The organism is Candidatus Paceibacterota bacterium, assembly GCA_035452965.1.
Classification (GTDB): Bacteria; Verrucomicrobiota; Verrucomicrobiia; order Limisphaerales; family UBA8199; genus UBA8199.
This window is the reverse complement of the sequence record DAOTCE010000022.1, coordinates 12918-28521: the sequence shown is the minus strand read 5'-3', so window position 1 is coordinate 28521 and position 15604 is coordinate 12918. Positions and strand designations below refer to the sequence as shown.

Sequence of the window (15604 nt, the reverse complement as noted above, 5' to 3'; positions counted from 1 at the left end):
TGTCGGGAACCAGCTGTTGTGTATTCAGCGTGATTAGCGGGATTAACTTATGTGCAATCAAACCACTTCTAGAATCATCAAACGCCTCTACCCGGAAGTCATCAAGAAGACTGCGGCGCGCTGCCGCGAACGCGGGGTGCGCATTCCGACATTCAAAGAGCTCCGTCACCCGGAGCTGATCCCCCCCTCAGTCACGACCAGGCTTAAAGGCGTTGGCCTTTGGGATGTCAGTCCCGTCAACTTGTTCCGCATCACCTGGAAGAACGACGTTAACTCAGGCCTGTACAGCGGGGTGAACTACCTGGAAATTCCGACCGCGATCACCGGCGTTAAGGCGCGGATCATCGGCCTGACGGGCAGGTTCTTTCCCACGGGCGCGCACAAGGTCGGCGCCGCCTTCGGCTGTCTGGTGCCGCGATTGGTGAGCGGTGAATTCGATCCCGACAAACATAAAGCCGCCTGGCCCTCCACGGGAAATTATTGCCGCGGCGGCGCCTTCGATTGCGCGCTGCTGGGGTGCACGGCGATTGCCATCCTGCCAGCGGAGATGTCCCGGGAACGGTTCGAGTGGCTCAAGCAGATAGGGGCCGAGGTCATTGCCACCCCGGGCTGCGAATCGAACGTGAAGGAGATTTACGACAAGTGCTGGGAGCTGAAGAAGGATCCGCTCAACATGATCTTCAACCAGTTCGATGAGTTCGGGAACCCGATCTTCCACTACAACATCACGGGGCCAGCGCTGGAGGAAGTATTGGGCGACTCCGCCAACGCGCGCCTTCGCCCGGCAGCTTACGTTTCCGCGACGGGCTCCGCTGGCACCATCGGGGCAGGTGATTTTCTCAAAAAGCGGTTCCCCGCACTGAAGGTTGTGGCCACCGAAGCGCTCCAATGCCCGACTTTGCTCCGGAACGGCTTCGGGGACCATCGCATCGAGGGGATCGGCGACAAGCATGTCCCGTGGGTCCACAACGTGCGCAATACCGACGTGGTGACGGCGATTGACGACGAGGATTGCATGAGGATCCTGCGCCTGTTCAACGAGCCGGCGGGGCGGGACCACCTGGTCTCGTTGGGCGCCGACGAGCGGCAGGTGGAGAAGCTGGCCTGGCTGGGCATATCCAGCATCTGCAACCTGCTCGCGGCGATCAAGACCGCCAAGTACTTCGAACTGGGAGAGCAGGACGTGATCCTCACCGTTTTTACCGACTCGACGGACATGTACAAGTCGCGGCTCAAGGAACTGGGCGAGGAACGGGGCGCCTATCGGAGCAAAGATGCGGTGGCGGACTATGCTGCCCCCCTGGCGCACCAGTCAGTGGCTTACTTCAAGGAACTGACTTACCCGGAACGCAAGGCAATCCACAACCTGAAGTACTACACTTGGGTGGAGCAGCAGGGGAAGACCGCCCAGGAACTCAACCAGCAATGGGACCCGGAGTATTGGCGTGCTCTGTTCGAGGACGAGGTGGTGTATTTCGACCAGTTGATCGAGGAATTCAACCGGCAGGCGGGAGCGAAGAGTTGAATTGCCGTGCCCAGGAAGCAGCATAAGCCCGGCGCGCGCAGGAGGAGAGCCACGGCGGAGCAGCGTCGTTCGCGAGAGGACATGCGGACGCTGTCGTTAGCCTGGAATAATCTTACGGAGGAGCAACGGCAGGCGTGGAACGATGCGGCGCGCAAGGACCGGCGGGGCGGCGTCGCGGCCCGCTCGCGCCGCCGCAGCGGCCAACGGCTTTTCGTGAAGGTCAATTCGTGGCGGCTGGCCCTGGGACAGGAGCGGCTCACCTGGCCGCCGGGGCCGGGAAGCTTCAAGCCGATCCCGATGGCGCGGTTCGAGATTGCCAACAGCGGCGGGCGCATGGCGCTGAGGCTGCATCTGGCCGGTGGAATGGCGGAGGGCGTCATGGTCTCTAGCTAGCACCCTGTCAGCCCGGGGGTGATGGTCTGGAGGAAGTTGGTTCGGATTGGCCTGCTGCCGGCTCCGATTGGGGGGATGAGCGACATCACCCGGCAGTATGTCGCGAAGTATGGGGTGCCGGCGGCGGGCAGGAAGGCGTTTATTCGCATCCAACAGCTGAATGATTACACGGGGAGCATTGTCCAAGTAATGGGTGCGATTGTGCCTGCCGGCGCCGGCGGGCGCGGGAGCGCGAAAGAGGCGTAAACCATAGGGAAACCATAGCGAAGCCATAGGGAAGCCATAGCGAAGCCATAGGGAAGCCATAGCGAAGCCATAGGGAAGCCATAGCGAAAGGAGCCGTGTCTCCCCCGTGTCCCCCCCCGCAGCAATACCGTGGTAGTGCGGTGGTGTCGCCCAGGGGGCCAGAGCGGGTGTTTGATGGACCTTTAAGGCACCGGCACGACGCGGTAGTAGTGGTGGCTGCGGGTCAGGGCGTCAACACTGGTGTCTGTCCAGATCTGGATTGGGTGCTGGAGCGTGAGGTTGGTCAAGGAGGTCCAAAGGTTGGTCGCGGCCAGTTCGGGCGAGAAGGAGATCTCGCGGACGTTGCCAACCACTCCCGTAAGCACGAGCGCGGCATGGTTGCTGATCATCACAACACTTAGCGGGTACCGGTCCGGGGGCACAGTCGAGAACAGGGCGCGCACTGTGGGCGCGGGATTGGTGACCAAGAGTGTGGTTGGATTGTTGGTTCCGCTGGCTGCACCGTTCCAGACGATGAAATAACGGCCGGCCGCGGGCTGCGCGTCTGCCGCGAGGACGGTTCCAAAGGGCACCGGGTTGGTCTGGCTCAGCGCGATACTGCCGCGGCCCAGGACGTTGGTGCCGACGGCGGTTCCGAATATCCCTTGCACCTGGTTGGAGTTGTTCATCGTCAAGCCCAGTGGGTTGTTCGTGCCGCTGGCATCGCCTTGCCAATGCACGAAACTCCAGCCGTTGCTTGGAACCGCCTGGAGCGTGACCACGCTGCCGGTGGGGAAGAAGGTGGGCTGAGCCAGGATCTGCCCGTCGGCGGTGACGCTGCCGCCGCCGGGTGTGGTCAGATTGAGCGGATAGGTTGGAGGTAGCACCTCCAACACGGGCGAGGCGCTGGCGGTCCAATGGGTGAAGGGATTGGTGGCCAGCAAGGTGTAGGTCCCCGCATCGGCATACTGGGCGTTGGTGATGGTGTAACTGGTCGAGGTGGCTCCGGCGATGTTAGTGCCGTTGAACGACCATTGGAAAGTTGCGGGTGGCGTTGACTGCACCACCGCGGTGAACGTGGCCGTGTCGCCCAGCGTCACCTGCTGGTTAGGCGGCGGTCCAACAGGAAACCAGGGTCCGCTAGCCCCCACGACCGGCGCCAGGGTCATGCCGGCGAACGTGGTTCTCAGGTTCACAGGAGTTCCTGCTGGGGTGGACAAGGGATTGCCGGTAGTAGTTGTGGTGACAGCCGATACGCCGAGAAAAGGGCTACCCGGGCCGCCATACAGTGCGGCATCCAAGGCAGCGTCAAAGGAGGTGTAACTCCCAGTCCAGCCAATCAGCAGGTAGTTGGCCGGCGCGCCGGGCGCGATGTTGCCGATGGTGAAAGTGCCGCCACTGAAGAGTCCGGGCCCAACCGCAATGAGGACGGGAACAGCGCCACTAGAATTGGTGGCGGCGGCCCAGCCCGGGTTTGCCGCCAGGAATGCCGCCAGGCTAGTGCAATTCGGGACGAAAGTGCCATCAGGATCGGGCTGCCACGCGAGCGGGCTCGGGAGGGGAGTGCCTTGTGGGGCCGCGAGGAGCTGAACGTAGCCCCCGCTTTTGGGAACGCTGATCAGCGTCGGATCGGTCAAGCTGGTCCATTGCTTCACCAGGCCGGTTTGGTTTGCCAGGCTAACCGTCCCCTGGGCGGAGGCGATCACGGGGGTGATAATCAGCACCAGGAGGGCGAATGTCTTTTTCATAAACGCTTTGCCTACTACTGGATTGTGTGCAGTACTGGCAACGGGACGCGGGGGACCGAGGTTTGCGGCCCAAGACTCCGTGCGGCCCAAACGCCATCCTAATTATGCGTCCCTGCCGACGGACTGCAATACCTAATTTCTGGTTCCAAGTCAGAGGAGGGGGATGCGGGCGTAGCCGCCTTCGGGGAATTTGAGGCGCAGCATGGGGGGAGAGCCCTTGTCTTCGATGAGGAAGGATTGGGAGAGGGAGGTGGTCTGGCTGGGGGAGACCTCGACGAAGAACAGGATGATTCGGTGGGCGACCAGGTCACCTGCGTTGAAGTGCTGGGGGCGGTGGGACCAGGAGGCGTAGAGGATGTCGGGGCAGACGCCGGTGTGGGGATCGTAGCCGGCGGCCTGGTGGTAGCTCAGGTCGGAGCCGGCGACCATGACGACGCCGAGGCGGCTGTCTATGTTGGCCCACGGGCCGGGCAGGGAGAGTGGCGAGCGCGGGCTGCCCCAGCGGAAGGTGGCAGTGCCGTTGCGGTAGTGCACGACTCGCTGGCCGCCGCTGACTTGGTCGCTCTCAATGCCGAGGGGGACACCGAGTTCGCGGGTGAGGAAGAGGTTGGTGAGGGCGATGACGCGGTCCTGGTAGATGAGGGTTTGTCTGCCGACAGAGGTGACGCGCAGGGTCTGCTTGAGGCGGCCTCCGTTGAGGAGGAGGGAGCCGGTGGTTTCGAAGCCGTTGGGTGTTTCGGCCCAGACGTGGTCGAGGGGTTTGGCGGTGGTGTCGCCTTTGGGGGTAAGTTCGAAGGAGCCGACGAAGCCGCTGGGGATGGGGACGGTGAAGAAGGGGTTGGCGTCGTGGCCGGGGCCGATGGGGACGAGGAGGCCCATGACGCGGTTCTTCCAGGAGAAGGAGGCGAACTTGCTGTCCGTGCGGTGGGCGATGAACTCGACGTAAGGGTGCTGCCAGACGCCCTGAAGTTTGGCGGCGGCTTTGTGGGAGGAGAGCATGGCGGCGGGCGGGCCGAAGATCTTGTGGGCCAGGAAGGCGTAGGCGGCTTGCTCGGCGCAGATGGCGTGGCGGGTGAAGCCGAGGCGCGAGCCGGGGACGGCAAGGTCGCCGTGGCACATGTTTTGCCAGGCGCGCATGTATTGCAGGATGTTCTGCTCGGATCGCGCAGCCAGGGGGTCCCTGTGGCGGGCCGCCAGTGACGCATAGAGGTTTATACAGGGCAGGCCGTGCAGTTCCCAGTCCATGCCCTGCGGGTAGGCGACCTCGGCCGAAGGCAACACAAGCGTGCGGAACATTCCCCACGTGTCCAGCAGGTGGTGGGTTGCGGCTTGGGGGATCGGGCGCCGGGCGTAGGTGTAGTACATGGCGGCCTGGGTCATGAAATAGGAACTGCATGCCATGTAGCTGGGGTGAAACATGTTGTGGTTCTCCAGCGTGAAGTCCGGGTGCAGGTTCGCCCCGGCGAACCAGTCGCTCACCGGGCGTCCGTCCACCAACCGCTTCTCCTGGGCATCCTGCGGCACCGAGAGCGTGTTGACCATGTACTCAATGGCTCTCTCATGCCAGGCGGTCGCGTGGGGATGGGCGGGAACCAGGTTGGCTGCAACCGCCAGGCAAACCATGTTCCAGCCATTCTCCTCGGCCTTGGTGTCGCCTGAGCGCTCGCCCGGTGGCCGGCGGTCGAGGAACCGATCGGCCTCGGACGCGATAACGCGCTCGACGCCCATCCTGAGCTTAGGATCAATCTCCTCCCACTGCAGCCAGGCCCCGAAACTCAGCGTGGCGGCCCACATGGCGGACTGCCAACTGCCGCCCCAGGGCTTGCCGTCCGTGCATTTCGCCGTGCCGGTGCGGTGGGTGGAGACGGCGTAGTGAATAGCCCGGGTGGCTTGGCGGAAACGGATATGACGTTCGGGAGCATCCAGGTTATCGGAGTATTTCAGCAGCGCGCCACAGGTCAGCACCATGCCGGAGATGGCGCGAATGCCTTCGTTCATCTGGTCGCTGCGGCCCGTGCCCCAGTAACCGGCGTGGGGATCGGTTGCGGAGTCCTGCCACACCCTGTCCGCGTGGCGGCAGGCGTCCAGCAGGAGTCTTGCGTAGGTCTGCGTGAGTTCCCCCTCGGACAGGTGGCGGATGTGATAGAGGTCTTCAGCCTGCGCGCAAATGGGCAGCAAGAGGACCAAGAACAAGGCGCTGAGCAGTTTCATTTGGAGCGGATCGGTTAGCTGGCTGATTTCGCGGCCGATGCTATCGGATTGGACTACAGCAGGCAATTGCGCGGAGTCGGATACGCCGACGGCTGATGCCACGGACCCACCAGCCATGTGGATTGGGGCGCTGCGGCCGCTGGCAGAGGGGACTTGGAGGTCGGAGCCCTGAGCTGGCCAGGGAAACGGCTGGGGTGTGGAAGGTTGTCTCCGCCCCTCGGAATATGGGCAGTCGTCCAAAAGGGGGCCCATTTGACGCAATTCTGCGATGGAATCCGGTTGGTAATTCTCCACCCCGCCCGGCTGGGATTCCCCACTATTTCTCAGCAGGAATGGGCGACATTTCGGGAGGCTGACCTCCCATTGAAAAAACTTCAAAAAAAAGCTGGAAAGCCGTTGACAGGGGTATGGAAGTTTCGTAGCTTCCCGCAGTCGTTGGGCCGGAAAAAGTCGAAAACCGTTGGCTCCTGAGCTTTTTTAATGGGAAGTCGGGGGCAAGGGGTCTTTGTCGCTTTTTGGCATCAGGATCAAGTAAGAATATTGGCCGGCGCCCATGTAGCTCAGCTGGTAGAGCGCGTCCTTGGTAAGGACGAGGTCATCAGTTCAATCCTGATCATGGGCTCCAGCAGCGCGCCAGATGGCGCAAGACAGAATAATAACGTAACAAAATCGTAACATCGCGAGAACGAGCCGCGTAAGCAGCAGAAACACAGAGACAACAACATCATCAGGAGACAAAATGGCAAAAGAGCAATTTCAACGAACGAAACCGCACGTCAACGTCGGCACGATTGGGCACATTGACCACGGCAAGTCCACGTTAACTGCTGCAATTGTGCAAACCCAAGCCAAGAAGGGCCTGGCGACGCCGATCTCTTATGCCGACATCACCAAGGGCGGCACGGTGCGCGATGAGACCAAGACGGTGACAATTGCCGTCTCGCACGTCGAATACCAAAGCGACAAGCGACATTACGCCCACATTGACTGCCCGGGGCATGCCGACTTTATCAAGAACATGATCACCGGGGCGGCCCAGATGGACGGCGCCATCCTGGTGGTGGATGCCGCGGAAGGTCCGATGCCGCAGACCAAGGAGCACGTCCTGCTGGCTCGCCAGGTTGGCGTTCCGGCCATCGTCGTCTATTTGAACAAGGTGGATCTGGTGGACGATCCGGAATTGCTCGAGTTGGTGGAGATGGAAGTGCGGGACCTTCTGAGCAAGTATGAATTCCCCGGGGACAAGACTCCGGTGGTGCGCGGCAGTTCCAAAAAGGCGCTGGCGGGAGAGCCGGAAGGCGAGAAGTCCATCCAGGAGCTGATGGAGGCGATTGATGCCTTCATCCCGTTGCCGACCCGCGAGGTGGACAAGCCGTTCCTGATGTGCATTGAAGATGTGTTCAACATTGAAGGCCGCGGCACCGTGGTGACGGGCCGTGTCGAGCGCGGTCTGCTCAAGCGCATGGACGATGTTGAAATTGTCGGGCTGAAGGAAACCCGCAAGACGGTGGCGACGGACATCGAGATGTTCCGCAAGCTGCTCGATTCCGCAAACGCCGGCGACAATGTCGGCGTACTGCTGCGCGGCACAAAGAAGGACGAAGTCGAGCGTGGGATGGTGCTGGCCAAGCCCGGCAGCATTACGCCGCACACCCACTTCAAGGCGGAAGTCTACGTGCTGTCGAAGGAAGAAGGCGGGCGGCACACGCCGTTTTTCAGCAACTACCGCCCGCAGTTCTACTTCCGCACGACGGACGTGACTGGCACGGTGACCCTCCCGCAAGGGGTCGAAATGGTGATGCCGGGTGACAATGTGTCGGTGGTGGTAAAAGTGATCGCCCCTGTGGCGATGGAGAGAGGCCAGCGGTTTGCAATCCGCGAAGGCGGCCGCACCATCGGTGCGGGGCGGGTGACAGAGGTGATCGAATAGCGGACCTTTGGAGAATGCCGGGAAGGCGAGGGTCGCTCCCTCGCCTCTGTATTTGTTTGGCAATGCGATACTCGATGGCAGTAGGGCGGTAGCTCAATTGGTAGAGTAGCGGTCTCCAAAACCGTCGGTTGGGGGTTCGAGTCCCTCCCGCCCTGCCAAAACCCGCGTTGCGGGACCGGAGAGGTGGCAGAGTGGTCTATCGCGGCGGTCTTGAAAACCGCTTCGGCTTAACGGCCGACGGGGGTTCGAATCCCTCCCTCTCCGCCAAGATAGGATAAGACTGTGACGAACGATATATGATAAAACTGCTGATTTGGGCTGGGATCATCGGGGCTGTCTTCGCTTATTGCTGGCGAAAGGGCTACCTGATGCAGTTGACCAACTACGTGCAGCAGACGCGCGAGGAGTTGCGCAAATGCACTTGGCCGAACTGGAGCGAGTTGAAAGGTTCGACGGTGGTGGTGACCATATCTATTATACTTCTAGGCGGTTTTATCGTGCTGGTTGATCAGGTGTTCTTCCGGTTGTTCATGTTCTTCAAACTCTAGAGCCATGCGAAGCCAGTGGTTTATCATCCACACCCTCTCGGGCCAGGAACAGAAGGTCCGGGAGAGTATTGAGAAGCGCATTAAGCCAGAGGAAATGGGCGAGTATATTAAAGAAGTTCTGGTTCCCATGGAGAAAGTGGTAGAGGTGCGGAACCAGAAGAAGACCGTCTCCACTCGCAAGCTCTGGCCGGGCTATGTGTTTGTCGATATGGCTTTGTTGGATGAAGACAACCGTATCATCGAGAAGCCGTGGTATTTCATTCAGGAAACGCCGGGCGTGATCGGCTTCGTCGGCGGAGAGCCGCCGACCCCCACGCCGACAGAAGAAGTCGAAGCGATCAAGAGCCAGATCTCGGCCTCGGAGGAGCACGAGAAGCCAAAGGTCAGCTTTGAGGTCGGCGAAACGGTGAAAATCAATAATGGTCCCTTCCTCAACTTTAGCGGCGTGATTGAAGAAGTTGAGCCCGAGCGGGGCAAACTCAAGGTGACCGTCAATATCTTCGGGCGCAACACACCCGTTGAGCTGGAATACTGGCAGGTGGAAAAAGGTTAACGCGTACGTGGCGTGCGAGGAGAGCTGCTCGCCAGCTCGGTCTTGCGGCTGCATGGTAACAGAACAAGTTTTAGACTATGGCAAAGAAGATTACCGGAATAATTAAACTACAGATCCCTGCGGGGCAGGCGAATCCGGCGCCGCCGGTTGGTCCGGCGTTGGGGCAGCACGGCGTGAACATCATGGCGTTCTGCAAAGAATACAACGCCAAGACTAAGGACCAACCCGGCATGATCGTTCCAGTGGTGATCACGGTGTATCAGGACAAGTCCTTCACGTTCATCACTAAATCACCCCCGGCGTCCGTCTTGCTGAAGAAAGCCGCGGGCATCACAGCCGGCTCCAAGGAGCCGAACAAGGAAAAGGTGGGCAAGGTCACCCGCAAGCAGGTCCTGGACATAGTAAAGCTCAAGCTGAAGGATTTGAACGCGACGTCTGAGGAAGCGGCGTTCCGTGTTATTGCCGGCACCGCCCGTAGTATGGGCATAGAAGTTGTCGGTTGAAGAACTGCCCGATACCATAAGAACCACACACACATGACCGCGGGAGAGCCAATGCTCGATTGAACCGCAACCAAAGCAAATGCCAAGCAAGCGATACAACAAAGCACTCGAACTGGTGGACGGCAAGAAGGCCTACCCCCTGAAGGCAGCCGTCGAAGTTCTAACTAAATTTCCGAAAGCGAAGTTCAACGAAACCGTGGAGTTGGCTTTCCGCCTGGGGGTTGACCCCAAGCAATCCGACCAGATGGTTCGTGGCACAGTCCCGCTGCCGCACGGCAGCGGCAAAACGGTTCGCGTGCTGGTCTTCGCCAAGGGCGGCCCCGGGGCTGAAGCGGCCAGGAGTGCCGGCGCCGAATACGTCGGATTCGAGGACATGATCAAAAAGTGCCAGGAAGGTTGGTCTGATTTTGATGTGGCGATCGCCACTCCTGAAGCCATGGGCGAGGTGCGAAAGCTGGGCAAGGTGCTTGGTCCGCGAGGACTAATGCCCAACCCGAAGACCGGCACAGTGACCGACGATACCGCGCGTGCGGTCAAGGAAGTCAAGGCCGGACGAGTCGAATTCAAGACTGACAAGGCGGGCAATGTCCACGTGCCGGTCGGCAAGATCGCGTTCAATGCGGTGCAAATTGAGGAGAACGCCCGAGCGGTCATTGATGCGGTGGCCAAAGCCCGACCGCATAGCGTCAAGGGGGCCTATATTCAATCATGCTCCCTCTCGGCAACGATGAGTCCGCCGGTGCGTGTGGACCTGAAGGAATTCTCCGCCTGAGCGATTGCTCTACTTAACAGCATAACGAATTTAACCGAACATGCGTCCCGAAAAGCAAAACCTGACGAAAGAGTACCTGACCCGGTTGAACGCCTCGCCGTTCTTCATTGTGGTGAATTACGGGGGTCTGAAAGTGAGCCAATTGACCGAGTTGCGCAAGCGTCTCGGGAAGGCCGGTGCGGAAATCCACGTGGTGAAGAACTCGGTGTTTCGGATCGCCGCCAAGGAAGCCGGAGTCGGCGACTTGAACGGCGCGCTGGGGGGGCAACTGGCCGTCGTTACAGGACAGCGCGACATTTCCACCGCGGCGAAAGTAATCAAGACCTTCGGAACGGAACTGGACCGCCTGAAGATGCAGTTTGGCTATCTGAACAACCAGCGGCTCGATCAGGCGGAGATCATGTTGCTGGCGGACCTGCCTTCGCTGGAGGTGTTGCGCGCCAAGCTGCTCAGTCAGTTTAGCGCTCCCGCGGCCACCTTGGTCAGGTTGTTGAACACGCCGGCCAGCCAGATGGCTCGCGTGCTGCAAGCCCGGTCCGAAAAGGATGCCGAAGCGGCCAAGCCGGCGGCGGACTGACGACAACAATTTCGCCCTCTTCCAAGCCAAGAGGGGGCGGGAACAAACAAACAACAACGTAAATCGTCGGTTTGCTGGCAGCGAACATAATCCGCCCGCGGCCGCGGGCGGCGACGAGACGAAATGAAAGGTAATATGGCTCTAGACAAAACAAAAATCGTAGAAGAGTTGAGTAATGCAACGGTGATTGAAATCGCCGACCTGGTGAAGGAACTTGAATCGAAATGGGGTGTCTCAGCCGCCGCGCCCGTCGCGGTTGCCGCCGCTGCCCCGGGAGCTGGCGCCACCGCTCCGGCTGCCGAGGCCAAGACCCAGTTTGACATCATTCTGGTTTCGGTGGCCGCGGACAAGAAGATTTCCGTGATCAAGGCAGTGCGCGAGGTCAAGGCCGGCCTCGGTCTGGCGGAAGCCAAGGCCTTGGTGGAAGGCGCCCCGAAGCCTGTGCTCGAAGGGGCCAGCAAGGCTGAGGCTGACGCTGCCAAAAAGAAACTTGAAGATGCAGGTGGCAAGGTCGAAGTAAAGTAGGCGGCTACCCTATGGGGCGGCGGTTAATGCCCGACGCCCCTGATTTGCCTTAAGCAGCGCAACGAAAGTTCTAGATTAGTAAGAAAGACATTAGCGACGCCACCCCGGGTGGCTTGAGTCTCGGCAAGTTCGCGCTTGAACGCCGCGTTCTTGCCTTGTGTCGTTTACCTGTAAACAACGGTTTGGCCGTGATGCCAGCCATTTATTAAAGCCCAAATGCCAACGCGAGCAACTGAACGGATTAGCTTCGGTAAGATCAAGGAGATTATCGCTCCGCCCAACCTGATCGAATTGCAGACCAATTCGTACAAAGATTTTCTCCAAGGCGAGGTTGTCCCTTCCAAACGTAAGAATTTGGGGCTCCAAGCTGTGTTTACCGAAGTGTTTCCCATCGAAAGCTACGATGGGAAATGCGTTCTCGATTTCCATTCTTATGAAATCGGGGAGCCGAAAGTGACCTGGCTGGAGTGTTTGAGGGAGGGCCTGACCTACGGCGCGCCCTTGCACGTCACCTTCTTACTGAAGGAAGGGAAGGCCGTCAAAGAGGAGAAGGTTTTCATGGGCGAACTGCCGCTCATGACCCCACAAGGCACCTTTGTGATCAACGGCGCTGAGCGCGTAATCGTGAGCCAATTGCACCGGTCCCCGGGGTTGGCTTTTGAGGCTACCCAGCACCCGAATGGCAAGATTCTCCATTCCTTCCGCATTATTCCTGACCGGGGCTCCTGGTACGAGGCACAGTTTGATACCAGCGATTTGCTCTACGTCTATCTGGACCGGAAGAAACGCCGCCGCAAGTTTCTGACGACAACACTTTTCCGCGCCCTCGCATTCTTGGAGAGCGAATCCAGAGGCAAAGACAGTCAGGACAAGACGCGGGGCACAGACGAAGAGATTCTCAAGCTGTTTTATGAAGTTGAGGAACTCAGCGTTAAAGAGGCGGAGAAGCGCGAAGACCTTCCCAACAAGGTTCTCGTAGAGGACGCTGTCGATCAGGAAAAGGGGCTTGTAGTCGCGCGCGCGTTTGAGCCGTTGTCCAAGGCGGCAGTCAAGCAGATCGGCGAGTTAGGCGTCAGTAAGATCAAAGTAGTGGATACGACGCTAGATGACGGGATTGTCATTAAGTGCATGAAGAAGGATCCCGCCAAGAATGAGGAAGAGGCGCTCAAGGATATATACCGCCGGCTGCGTCCGGGAGATCCGCCGACGGCGGCCAATGCCCGTGCCCTGATCAAGCGGCTGTTCTTCGACCCGAAGCGCTACGACCTGGGCCGCGTCGGTCGTTACAAGATCAACCAAAAGCTTGGTATCAAAGGCGGCGATTCCCGCATTCTGACCAAGAGCGATCTGGTGGCAGCCACGAAGTATCTGTTGCGCCTCAAGAAGGGTGAGGGCAGCCTCGATGACATTGACCACTTGGGCAGCCGCCGGGTGCGTACCGTGGGTGAATTGCTCGCCAACCAATGCCGGATTGGATTGGCCCGGACGGAACGCCTCGTCAAAGAGCGCATGACGCTGTTTGATCAAGGCGTCGAATCCATGTCGCCGCAGAAGCTTATCAACCCCAAAGCCCTGTCAGCGGTTATCCGGGATTTCTTTGGCCGAAGCCAGCTTTCCCAATTCATGGATCAGATCAATCCGCTGGCCGAGTTGACGCACAAGCGGCGCTTGTCCGCGCTTGGGCCTGGCGGTCTCTCGCGAGATCGTGCTGGATTCGAGGTGCGCGATGTCCACCCGTCGCATTATGGCCGTATCTGCCCGGTAGAAACTCCGGAAGGCCCGAACATTGGCTTGATCGCCTCCCTGGCGACATTCGCCCGCATAAATGATTTCGGTTTTCTGGAAACACCATATCGAGGAGTTGGAAGCGGCCGCGTAAGTGGGAATATCGACTACCTCACAGCCGACCGTGAGGAGTCGTTTGTCATTGCCCAGGCCAACTCTCCGATTGACGACAAGGGCAAGTTCACGACTGACCGTGTCGTTTGCCGTGGGAAAGGGGATTTCATTGATGTCGAGCCTGCTCGTGTGGATTACATGGATGTTTCGCCGAAACAACTCGTGTCGGTTGCGGCCAGCTTGATTCCATTTTTGGAGCATGACGACGCGAACCGCGCGTTAATGGGATCCAACATGCAGCGGCAAGCGGTGCCGCTTCTGGTTACTGAGGCGCCCTTGGTGGCCACCGGCCTCGAAGAACGGGTCGCCCGCGATTCGCGGGCCGTCATCGTCGCCGAGGAATCCGGGAGGGTGGCATCGGTTATCGGCAATCAGATTGTCATTACCGGCACCGGTGCATTGCCCGAGGGCAAGAAGAAGATCAAGCACGATCCCGATAAGGGCGTTTATGTGTATGAGGTCCGCAAGTTCATGCGTTCCAACGCCGCCACCTGCATTAACCAGAAGATCCTCGTCAAGAAAGGGGACACGGTCAGGAAAGGCCAGGTGATTGCCGACGGTCCCTGCACCCAGGGCGGCGAATTGGCGCTGGGCCGAAATGTATTGGTCGCCTTCATGCCGTGGAACGGTTACAATTTCGAGGATGCTATCCTCGTTAGCGAGCGCATTGTCAAGGAAGACGTATTCACCTCCATCCACATTGATGAATTCGAGGTTGGCGCCCGCGACACGAAGCTTGGCCCGGAGGAAATCACGCGCGACATTCCGAATCTGGGCGATGAAGCCCTGAGAAACCTCGCGCCCGATGGTGTCATTCGCGTTGGAGCGGAAGTAAAGCCCGGCGACATCCTGGTCGGCAAGATTACGCCCAAGAGCGAAACCGAGCTGGCCCCTGAAGAGCGGCTCCTGCGCGCCATCTTCGGTGAGAAGGCCGCCGACGTGAAAGACACCTCGCTGAAGGTTCCGTCTGGCACTTACGGCATCGTGATGGACGTAAAGGTGTCCGCTAAGAGGGAATCGGACCGCGATGCGAAGGCCTCTGCCAGCGAGGAGAAACGACACGCCAAAGAGGTCGAGGAGGAAAACAAGAGAAAGACTGATGAGCTTCGCGAGCAGCTGACCGAAGCGCTCAGCAACATTCTGTTGGGCGAGAAGATTCCACTCGACGTGGTTAACAGCGAAACTGGCGAGATCATCATTCCGGCCAACCGCAAGATTACCAAGACACTCCTGCGCAAGCTCGCACAGGTTTATGACCGTATCGAAATTGATCCGTCCCCGATTCGTAACAAGATCAATGAAATCATTGGGAGCTTTAAGAAGAAGTTCGACGACCTACAGATGCAGTACGACGAAGAACTCGAGCGTGCTGAATCCGGCGAAGGCGTCGAAAGCGGCGTGATCAAGTCGGTCAAAGTTTATATCGCTTCCAAGCGCAAGCTTTCGGTTGGGGATAAGATGGCCGGCCGCCACGGCAACAAAGGTGTCGTTGCGAAGATCGTGGCCGAAGAAGACATGCCATTCCTGGCTGACGGGACACCGGTGGATCTGGTATTGAACCCGCTCGGCGTTCCATCACGCATGAACGTGGGCCAGGTATTAGAGACGCACTTGGGCTGGGCGGCAAAACTGCTCAGTTTCAAGTTCGCCACCCCCGTGTTCGACGGCATCAAGGAGAAGGACATCCGGAGCTACTTGAAGCAGGCCAAGCTGCCTGAACACGGCAAGACCCGTCTTATTGACGGTCGCACGGGCGAGCCTTTCGATCAGGAAATCGTGGTCGGGTCCATTTACATGATGAAGCTTGGCCACCTCGTGGCGGACAAGATCCATGCCCGGGCCGTTGGTCCATATTCCCTAGTCACCCAGCAGCCGCTGGGTGGCAAGGCCCAATACGGCGGTCAGCGCTTCGGCGAAATGGAGGTCTGGGCCATGGAAGCTTACGGAGCCGCCTACACGCTCCAGGAGTTGTTAACGGTCAAGTCTGACGATGTCCAGGGACGCACTCGGATATACGAGAGCATCGTTAAAGGCGACAACAGCCTTGAGGCCGGTATCCCAGAGTCCTTCAACGTGCTCGTGAAGGAAATGCAATCCTTGGGCCTTGATGTGAAAGTGGGGTACTCGAATCCGGTGGACCAGCCGGTTCAGCCCATTCAGGCCCTGACGGCAATCTAAATGCCTCGTCGCTCCAG

13 protein-coding genes and 3 tRNA genes are annotated in these 15604 nt (G+C 59.3%); 14 read left to right on the top strand and 2 right to left on the bottom strand.

Features of this window, described 5'->3' with window-relative positions:
* Positions 1 to 49: 49 nt before the first annotated feature.
* The 3 genes from P5205_15495 (at position 50) to P5205_15485 (ending at position 2164) form a co-directional block, all read left to right on the top strand.
* Positions 50 to 1525, top strand: coding sequence for a pyridoxal-phosphate dependent enzyme (locus P5205_15495; protein HSA11765.1), 1476 nt, complete (start codon positions 50 to 52; stop codon positions 1523 to 1525).
* An 81-nt stretch (positions 1526 to 1606) separates the two neighbouring features.
* Positions 1607 to 1918 carry an HMG-box domain-containing protein gene (locus P5205_15490; GenBank protein ID HSA11764.1) on the top strand — a complete coding sequence of 104 codons (312 nt, stop codon included), beginning with the start codon at positions 1607 to 1609 and terminating at the stop codon, positions 1916 to 1918.
* A 75-nt stretch (positions 1919 to 1993) separates the two neighbouring features.
* Positions 1994 to 2164: a hypothetical protein gene (locus P5205_15485; protein HSA11763.1), complete on the top strand. Its 171-nt coding sequence runs from the start codon at positions 1994 to 1996 to the stop codon at positions 2162 to 2164.
* A gap of 182 nt (positions 2165 to 2346) precedes the next feature.
* Here P5205_15485 and P5205_15480 read toward each other — a convergent pair whose 3' ends face one another.
* Together P5205_15480 and P5205_15475 are read right to left on the bottom strand one after the other, a co-directional pair.
* Positions 2347 to 3891, bottom strand: a complete 1545-nt coding sequence (locus P5205_15480; GenBank protein ID HSA11762.1) for an immunoglobulin domain-containing protein — start codon at positions 3889 to 3891, stop codon at positions 2347 to 2349.
* Between the two features lie 150 nt (positions 3892 to 4041).
* Positions 4042 to 6102, bottom strand: a complete 2061-nt coding sequence (locus P5205_15475) for a hypothetical protein (GenBank protein HSA11761.1) — start codon at positions 6100 to 6102, stop codon at positions 4042 to 4044.
* A 549-nt stretch (positions 6103 to 6651) separates the two neighbouring features.
* On the opposite strand from P5205_15475, the gene P5205_15470 reads away from it, so the two are divergent.
* The 11 genes from P5205_15470 to rpoB all read left to right on the top strand — a co-directional run bounded on the left by P5205_15470 (position 6652) and on the right by rpoB (position 15587).
* Positions 6652 to 6727, top strand: a tRNA-Thr gene (locus P5205_15470).
* Positions 6728 to 6841: 114 nt separating this feature from the next.
* The gene (gene tuf / locus P5205_15465; GenBank protein HSA11760.1) at positions 6842 to 8032 is read left to right on the top strand and encodes an elongation factor Tu; all 1191 of its coding nucleotides are present in this window, start codon (positions 6842 to 6844) and stop codon (positions 8030 to 8032) included.
* Positions 8033 to 8114: 82 nt separating this feature from the next.
* Positions 8115 to 8190, top strand: a tRNA-Trp gene (locus tag P5205_15460).
* A 19-nt stretch (positions 8191 to 8209) separates the two neighbouring features.
* A tRNA-Ser gene (locus tag P5205_15455) sits at positions 8210 to 8299 on the top strand.
* Between the two features lie 29 nt (positions 8300 to 8328).
* Complete coding sequence (gene secE, locus P5205_15450) at positions 8329 to 8580, top strand: preprotein translocase subunit SecE (protein ID HSA11759.1); 252 nt, start codon at positions 8329 to 8331, stop codon at positions 8578 to 8580.
* A gap of 4 nt (positions 8581 to 8584) precedes the next feature.
* Complete coding sequence (gene nusG, locus P5205_15445) at positions 8585 to 9133, top strand: transcription termination/antitermination protein NusG (protein ID HSA11758.1); 549 nt, start codon at positions 8585 to 8587, stop codon at positions 9131 to 9133.
* Positions 9134 to 9210: 77 nt separating this feature from the next.
* Positions 9211 to 9636 (top strand): 50S ribosomal protein L11, encoded by a 426-nt coding sequence (gene rplK, locus P5205_15440; GenBank protein ID HSA11757.1) that lies wholly within the window; start codon positions 9211 to 9213, stop codon positions 9634 to 9636.
* 79 nt (positions 9637 to 9715) lie between these two features.
* A complete protein-coding gene (rplA, locus tag P5205_15435) occupies positions 9716 to 10408 on the top strand; it encodes a 50S ribosomal protein L1 (protein ID HSA11756.1) in 693 nt (230 codons plus the stop codon).
* Positions 10409 to 10448: 40 nt separating this feature from the next.
* Positions 10449 to 10985, top strand: a complete 537-nt coding sequence (rplJ, locus tag P5205_15430; GenBank protein HSA11755.1) for a 50S ribosomal protein L10 — start codon at positions 10449 to 10451, stop codon at positions 10983 to 10985.
* A gap of 135 nt (positions 10986 to 11120) precedes the next feature.
* The gene (rplL, locus tag P5205_15425; protein HSA11754.1) at positions 11121 to 11510 is read left to right on the top strand and encodes a 50S ribosomal protein L7/L12; all 390 of its coding nucleotides are present in this window, start codon (positions 11121 to 11123) and stop codon (positions 11508 to 11510) included.
* Positions 11511 to 11726: 216 nt separating this feature from the next.
* Positions 11727 to 15587: a DNA-directed RNA polymerase subunit beta gene (gene rpoB, locus P5205_15420; GenBank protein HSA11753.1), complete on the top strand. Its 3861-nt coding sequence runs from the start codon at positions 11727 to 11729 to the stop codon at positions 15585 to 15587.
* Positions 15588 to 15604 lie beyond the last annotated feature (17 nt).